This is a genomic window from Alteromonas sp. G4i13 (genome assembly GCF_054960505.1).
Map to the genome: position 1 here is coordinate 40,970 of NZ_JBHNYX010000035.1, position 6,914 is coordinate 47,883.

Consider the following 6,914-nt stretch of genomic DNA (forward strand, 5'->3'; position numbering starts at 1 on the left):
ACTAAAGTAGAATTATTAAATAAATATGAATTGTCTTATGTGGTATAGGCTCTGGCGTTATCTAATAGTATCTGGCACTGTAAGGCTTCCGATTTTCTTTTAGTGCGTAAAGGCCCTTGTCGGCGCTACCCCATAAAAAAACCAAAATGAAAAGAGCGTTACTTAATGAGTATTTCCCCAAATTTCGAAGACATTAAACAAGCCTATGAACGTATAAAAGGCGACGTAAAGAAAACGCCAATTGTTGAATCTTCGTTGCTCAACAAATGGATGGGCAACCGCATTCTGTTTAAAGCGGAGTGCTTACAGACCATCGGGGCATTCAAAATTCGCGGCGCTATGAATTTTTTAGCCCGCTTGAAAGAGGAAGGTCGTTTACCGAAGCATGTGGTCGCCAATAGCTCTGGAAATCATGCTCAGGCAGTAGCCTATGCAGCGTCTCACTTTGGTATTAAAGCCACTATTTTTGCGAGCGAGACCATTTCGCCGATTAAAGCTGCTGCTACGCAAAGCTATGGTGCTGAATTAAAACTATTTCCTACCCGTCCAGAAGCAGATGCGGCTGTCGAGCAAGCGTCAAAAGCACCAGACACGGTCTGGATACCGCCGTTTAACCACAAAGACATTGTGGCAGGACAAGGCACGGCAACGTTAGAAGCGCTTAACGAAATTGGTGAGGTCGATGCTGTCTTTGCGCCCTGCGGAGGCGGAGGGTTATTGTCGGGCTCATTGCTGGCAACTCGCGCACTACAGCCAAATGCATTGGTCATTGGCGCTGAGCCTGCCGAGGCGAATGATGCCTCTATGTCGTTGCAAGCTGGTGAGATCATTGCCTTAGACTATGCACCAAATACCTTAGCAGACGGCGCTGCCACGCCTTCTGTTGGCGATGTTACGTTCCCTATATTGCAAGAAATAGATGATTTCTATGAAGTGGACGAGCTGCAAATTGCTTATTGGACCCAATGGCTACATCATTTACTAAAGCTTCATATTGAGCCCACGTGCGCGATGACCATGGCTGCAGTAGCGGCTTGGGCTGCCAACACCCCGCCTGGGCAAACCGCTCTTGTTATATTAAGTGGTGGCAACATAAGTCAGGCGAGTATGGCTAAGATTTGGGAGAGAGATTTTTTGCTGCAGCCTCCCATTCTTGACCTTGATGACGAAGACGAATTTGAAGACACCGAGCGTGTCGAGGCATAGCGTTGCGTTAGTGCGTAGCTATTGAAACTCGAGCAGCTCGGTATAAAAACTATAAAAACAAAGAATAAAACAGAAATAAAAAAGGCAGAAACTCACTATGAACTCTACATTGTCGGCCCTGACATTTAAAAAGCACTCGCTTTCAAAGTTACTAACCGCAACCTTTATAACGGCGGCAACGTTAGGCGCTATAACCACCACGCTTACGGTAGATGCTGCAACGCTTGTTGAGAACGTAAAAGGCTATACGTTAAATGAAAGTGGCAAACTCATTACGTTTAAAAACCTTGTCATTGATGAAGGCAAAGTGGTTGCATTAGATATCGACAAAGGCACCACGCCTGTCGACAGCACTATTGATGGCAAAGGCAAAGTTATGCTACCCGGGCTTATCGACGCTCACGGGCATTTACTAGGCTTAGGCGCAAACTTGTTGGAAGTCGATTTGCGAGAAAGTAGCAGTGCACAAGACGCGGCCAAGACAGTTGCCGAATACGCATTTGCGAATGGACAACAAGCTTGGATTACCGGGCGCGGTTGGAACCAGGAATTATGGTCTGACAGAGCGTTTCCAACAGCGGCTGATCTAGATAAAGTCATTTCTGACCGACCTGTTGCACTAGCTCGCGTAGACAGCCACGCTACCTGGGTGAACAGTAAAGCGATGGAAATTGCGGGTATAACTAAAGACACCCCATCGCCTGCAGGTGGCGAAATCATTAAAGACGCTGACGGTAATCCTACCGGTGTTTTCATTGATAATGCATCGCAATTAATAGAAGCGCACTTGCCTAAAGCAAGCAACGCTATTTACGAGCAGCAATTACATGCAGCAGGTGAGCACTTACTAGCAAATGGTGTTACGTCAATGCACGATGCTGGCATAGACAGAGACGTTTACGATTTCTATTTAAAAGAAGCGGTAGAAGGTGACTTGCCTGTGCGTATTTATGCCATGGTGAGTGCGACAGACCCTGACCTCAGCACCATGTTAGGCAATGGCGCTATCCGCGATAAAGACGACTTTTTATATATTCGTTCAGTTAAAGCTTATGGCGATGGCGCACTAGGTAGCCGAGGCGCAGCATTGCTTGAACCTTATTCAGATGCGCCGCATCAACATGGATTGCTGTTAACTCAACCAGAAGATATGACCCAACTGTTTACTACGGTAATTGGTGCGGGCTTCCAGCTTAACTACCATGCCATTGGTGATAAGGCTAACCATGTTGCACTGAACGAGTTTGAAACCACGTTTAAGAGTATTGGCGGCAGCGAACTGCGCAACCGCATTGAGCATGCACAAGTGATTGCGCCTGACGACCTAGCCCGCTTTGCTTCGCTGAAGGTCTTACCTTCCATGCAGCCTACTCACGCCACCAGCGATAAGAACATGGCGGAAGATCGCCTTGGCAAAGATCGTATGAAAGGCGCTTACGCGTGGAAAACGCTACTCGATTCGGGCATTGCACTGCCCTTAGGCTCTGATTTCCCTGTAGAGCTTGCTAACCCCTTTTACGGGCTTCACGCTGCGGTTACGCGACAAGACAGAAACAATCAACCCGTAAAAGGTTGGTATGCCCACGAAGCGTTAACCATTGAACAAGCCTTTAAAGGGTTTACTTTAGATGCAGCCTACGCAGGGCACATGGAAGATACCTTAGGCACACTAACGCCAGGAAAATGGGCAGACTTTATCTTGGTCGACCAAGATATTTTTACCATTGATGCCAAAGACATTTGGAAAACCGAAGTACACGCAACTTATGTGGCGGGAGAAGAAGTTTTTTCTAAATGAGTAGCGAAAACAAAAGCCTGTTAACCAAAGGGATTGGCGGCATTGGCGCTGCCCTTTTGGTGTTAAATGGCCTTATTGGAGCGGGTATTTTTGCTCTGCCCGCTAAAATGGCCGCTGAGCTCGGCGCTTTCAGCCCTTACATCTTTTTGATTTTTGGCGCGCTAATGCTGGCCATTGTGTGGTGTTTTGGGCAGCTAGCGGCGCTGTACCAAGAAACCGGCGGACCTGTGGTGTACGCCCAGAAAGGCTTCGGCGACGCAGCGGCGTTTCAAACGGGCTTTATTTACTATTTAGCTCGCGCAACCGCGATTGCAGCCAACATGCACGTGTTATTGCTATACGCCGGCTATGTGTGGCCCGAACTAAATGCGGGAATAGGCAAATCATTCGCTATTATCGCGCTTACCACAGCACTAATCGTAGTGAATATTGTCGGCCTTAAGGCCGCCATGCGTTCACTTGATACTATCTCGGTGCTAAAACTGCTGCCTTTCGTGGCGCTTATTGCGGTTGGTTACTGGCAGCTCGATTTTTCTACTGCGCTAACACGTTCTTCGGAATCCGTTGTACCTGCGTTTGACACCATTTCTGCCGGCGCCCTACTTACGCTTTACGCCTTTATTGGTTTTGAAACGGTAGTGGTCACGAGCGGCGAGACCAGTTCACCAAAAAAGACCATACCTCGGGCTTTAATGCTTACAGTTTCAGGTATCGCCATATTTTACTTTTGCGTGCAGTGGCTTTATTGGCACACTGTAGGGCCTGCAAAGCCGGATAGCGCACCACTTATTGCACTCGCCAATATGATATTTGGCGAAACTGGGGCGCTTATTATGACGCTAACCGCCGTAGTGTCTGTTGCCGGTAACTTGTTAGCGAATATGATATCTACGTCTCGACTTACGTTCTCTATGGCGCAGCAGTCACTTATTCCAGGTAAACTGGGACAGAAGTTAGGTGAGATTCACACATCCTTTGCTACCCCAGCAGTTTCCATATCAATACTGGGAATATTTGCCGGTACTATGGCGCTGAGCGGCAGCTTTGTGTGGTTAGCTATTTCAAGCGTGCTTGCACGGCTTGTGGTTTACGCCGTGTGTGTAGTGGTGTTGATGAAAGCACAGCGGGCTTCATTGCAGAGGGCACCTTTACAGGAAACTTCCTTGCAGAGCGCTTATTCACAAAGCGGCATGCAGCAAGATACTTCTAAGAAAGACGCTTATTTTAACGGCTCTGCAGGCGCATTTGCCAGCCCTGTAAACCTGTTTCGACGTCTGATACCCTTTGTCGCACTAGCGGTTTGCGCATGGTCTATTGCACAGTCGTCAACCAACGCGTGGCTATTTTTACTGGGTGAATTAGTGGTTGGCGCACTGCTTTACTTTTTTTATTTCGCTCCAAGCAACAAAGAATCAAAAGGTTAAACCGTGGAAATTCAAGTTATACCCGTTACGCCCTTTGCCCAAAACTGTTCATTAATTTGGGATTCATCCACTAACAAAGGCACGTTTGTCGACCCAGGCGGCGACGTTGAAAAGTTGATTGAAGCTGCATCGAATAAAGGCGTGAGTATAGAGAAAATTATACTCACTCATGGGCACTTAGATCATGTGGGCGGCACTGTCGCCATTGCTGAACATTACGGTGTACCTATTGTTGGGCCGCATATTGGCGATAAATTCTGGCTAGATGCACTTATGCAGCAAAGCCAGATGTTTGGCTTTCCACCCGCCCAGCCTTTTGCTCCCAACGAGTGGTTAAACGACAACGATACCATTTCAGTGGGCAATTTAACGCTAGAAGTGCTGCATTGCCCGGGTCATACACCTGGTCATGTGGTGCTGGTAGAACGCTCAAGTAATCGCGTTATTGTGGGTGATGTAATTTTCGCAGGCTCTATTGGCAGAACTGATTTCCCACAAGGTAATCATCAGCAATTAATCGACTCGATTAAACAGAAAATTATGGTGCTGCCGGATAATATGACGATTTACCCGGGTCATGGGCCAACCACTACGGTTGCAACCGAAAAGGCTACGAACCCTTATGTATCTGGCAGGTTCGGTTAGCCTAATTAAAAATAAAAAGGCGAGGTACGTTTAATTGCTATTAACGCCCTCGCCTTCCTGCTAATTAACACCCGCTACATACAAGCATGAAGCGATAAGTAACAGACCTTACAAACAATGCTTATTCGTAAGCGCCGCTTGCATAATGCAACTCATAGCTGTGGCTATAAATTTCAAGGATGTTGCCAAACGGGTCTTCCATGTAAATCATGCGGTAAGGCTTTTCACCCGGATAGTAATAACGCGGCGCCTTCATTCGCTTTTTACCACCAGCAGCGACAATCTTCTCAGCCAAGCCTTCTACATCTGGGTCTTGAACACAGAAATGGAAGATACCGGTTTTCCAATATTCAAAGTTGTTTTCTGGGTTCTCTTGGTTGCTGAACTCAAAAATTTCAACGCCGACACGATCACCTGTTGAAAGGTGCGCAATGCGAAATTTCCCCCAACCTGGACCAAATACATCGGTACACATTTCGCCAATCGCCGAGTCATCTTCAACAATCTCGGTTGGCTTCATGATGAGGTACCAACCAAGTACTTCGGTATAAAATTTCACGGCAGCTTCTAAGTCAGGTACTGAAATTCCAATATGAGAAAACGTACGTGGATACGGTGTTTTTACTGCTTCAGTCATCACTTACTCCTATGTAGTGCAAGTTATCGAAATGGCTTAAGCGGCCGCCTCGTCAAGAAGGCCAACTCGAACACCGCTTAAGTGAATGTGCATACATAGTAGCTAGACAAAGATGAAACATGAAATTATGATATTTTCTAAATTTAATAAATTTAAATTATACCCGAATGATAAATCCTACTTGGCTAGACACCTTCATCACGTTAGTAGAAACGGGGAACTTTACGCGCACCGCAGAGCAACGGTTTATGACGCAGCCGGGCGTAAGTCAGCACCTTAAGAAACTGGAAGAGGCATGTCAGTGTGAACTAGTCATCCGTTTAGGCAAGGGGATTCAGCTAACTGAACAGGGCCAGCGTGTGTACCACTATGCCAAGGAGCAGCAGGAAAAAGAGCAAGATTTTATTGCCAGCTTAAAGTTTGACGCCCCTTTTGAAGGTAAGTGTGTAGTGGCCTGCTCAGGCGCGATTGCTCAGCGTATTTATCCTGCTCTGCTGGCACTGCAAAAACAGCATAGCGCGCTTAATATTCACGTGGAAGTCGCACCTCGTCGTACTATTTTGTCAGGCATTGCGAACAATACGCTGGAGCTTGGCATTGTGACAAACCAGCCAGAGAGCGAAGATATACATAGTGAGTATTTAGGCGAAGAAGCATTGGGGCTTATTCTACCGCGTAGCCTACCTGACGCGCTTGCTGCGCAGATTCCTGAGTTATCTGAAAACGCACAGGGTTTTATTTCGGGTTCGGGTTCGGGTTCGGGTTCGGGTTCGGGTTCGGGTTCGGTAGCAAAAGTAGCAAGCGTATCTGGAAAAGCAAAGAGTAAAACTGATGATGGTAGAATAATAGAAGCCGTCATCAAGCATCTAGGGCTTATTAATCACCCTGATGCCATGCACTACTTACAGCGCTATTTTAACGATTGCGGAGAAGCTGAGTTAGCCAACATTAATCCGAATAAGCTGCCTCATACTGGCTACATCAACCAACTTTCGCAAATTCTGCTGCCGGTAAGCGAAGGGTTAGGATACACTGTGCTGCCCACCAGCACACTAGACTTTGTGTCTTTTGCCGACAAACTTACTGTCTACAAAGCAAAAGATGAAGTAACCGAGCCCCTATACAGTGTTCAAACACCCCACAGCGCTCTACCCGCCCGCTACCAAGTAGTAAAACAAGCCATCACGCAAGTATTGGGTTAAAA

6 protein-coding genes are annotated in these 6,914 nt (G+C 46.9%); 5 read left to right on the forward strand and 1 reads right to left on the reverse strand.

What is annotated here, in order from left to right; genetic code table 11:
• The first annotated feature begins 165 nt into the window (after positions 1-165).
• The 4 genes from ACFI6J_RS16015 (at position 166) to ACFI6J_RS16030 (ending at position 5,073) form a co-directional block, all read left to right on the forward strand.
• Positions 166-1,206, forward strand: a complete 1,041-nt coding sequence (locus ACFI6J_RS16015) for a serine/threonine dehydratase (RefSeq protein WP_014977441.1) — start codon at positions 166-168, stop codon at positions 1,204-1,206.
• A 97-nt stretch (positions 1,207-1,303) separates the two neighbouring features.
• Positions 1,304-3,004, forward strand: coding sequence for an amidohydrolase (locus tag ACFI6J_RS16020; protein WP_014977442.1), 1,701 nt, complete (start codon positions 1,304-1,306; stop codon positions 3,002-3,004).
• A complete protein-coding gene (locus ACFI6J_RS16025; protein WP_014977443.1) occupies positions 3,001-4,428 on the forward strand; it encodes an APC family permease in 1,428 nt (475 codons plus the stop codon). The genes ACFI6J_RS16020 and ACFI6J_RS16025 overlap by 4 nt, the downstream gene beginning before the upstream one ends.
• A 3-nt stretch (positions 4,429-4,431) precedes the next feature.
• Positions 4,432-5,073: an MBL fold metallo-hydrolase gene (locus tag ACFI6J_RS16030; RefSeq protein WP_014977444.1), complete on the forward strand. Its 642-nt coding sequence runs from the start codon at positions 4,432-4,434 to the stop codon at positions 5,071-5,073.
• Positions 5,074-5,194: 121 nt separating this feature from the next.
• Here ACFI6J_RS16030 and ACFI6J_RS16035 read toward each other — a convergent pair whose 3' ends face one another.
• The gene (locus tag ACFI6J_RS16035) at positions 5,195-5,710 is read right to left on the reverse strand and encodes a lactoylglutathione lyase family protein (RefSeq protein WP_014950763.1); all 516 of its coding nucleotides are present in this window, start codon (positions 5,708-5,710) and stop codon (positions 5,195-5,197) included.
• Between the two features lie 167 nt (positions 5,711-5,877).
• Here ACFI6J_RS16035 and ACFI6J_RS16040 point away from each other — a divergent pair, with 167 nt between their 5' ends.
• Positions 5,878-6,912, forward strand: coding sequence for a LysR family transcriptional regulator (locus ACFI6J_RS16040; RefSeq protein WP_462586267.1), 1,035 nt, complete (start codon positions 5,878-5,880; stop codon positions 6,910-6,912).
• Positions 6,913-6,914 lie beyond the last annotated feature (2 nt).

What these genes read in the sequence shown, in the direction of transcription:
- ACFI6J_RS16035 (WP_014950763.1), bottom strand. Translation starts at nt 5,710, where the DNA reads ATGACTGAAGCAGTAAAAACACCGTATCCACGTACGTTTTCTCATATT.
- ACFI6J_RS16020 (WP_014977442.1), top strand. Translation starts at nt 1,304, where the DNA reads ATGAACTCTACATTGTCGGCCCTGACATTTAAAAAGCACTCGCTTTCA.
- ACFI6J_RS16040 (WP_462586267.1), top strand. Translation starts at nt 5,878, where the DNA reads ATGATAAATCCTACTTGGCTAGACACCTTCATCACGTTAGTAGAAACG.
- ACFI6J_RS16015 (WP_014977441.1), top strand. Translation starts at nt 166, where the DNA reads ATGAGTATTTCCCCAAATTTCGAAGACATTAAACAAGCCTATGAACGT.
- ACFI6J_RS16025 (WP_014977443.1), top strand. Translation starts at nt 3,001, where the DNA reads ATGAGTAGCGAAAACAAAAGCCTGTTAACCAAAGGGATTGGCGGCATT.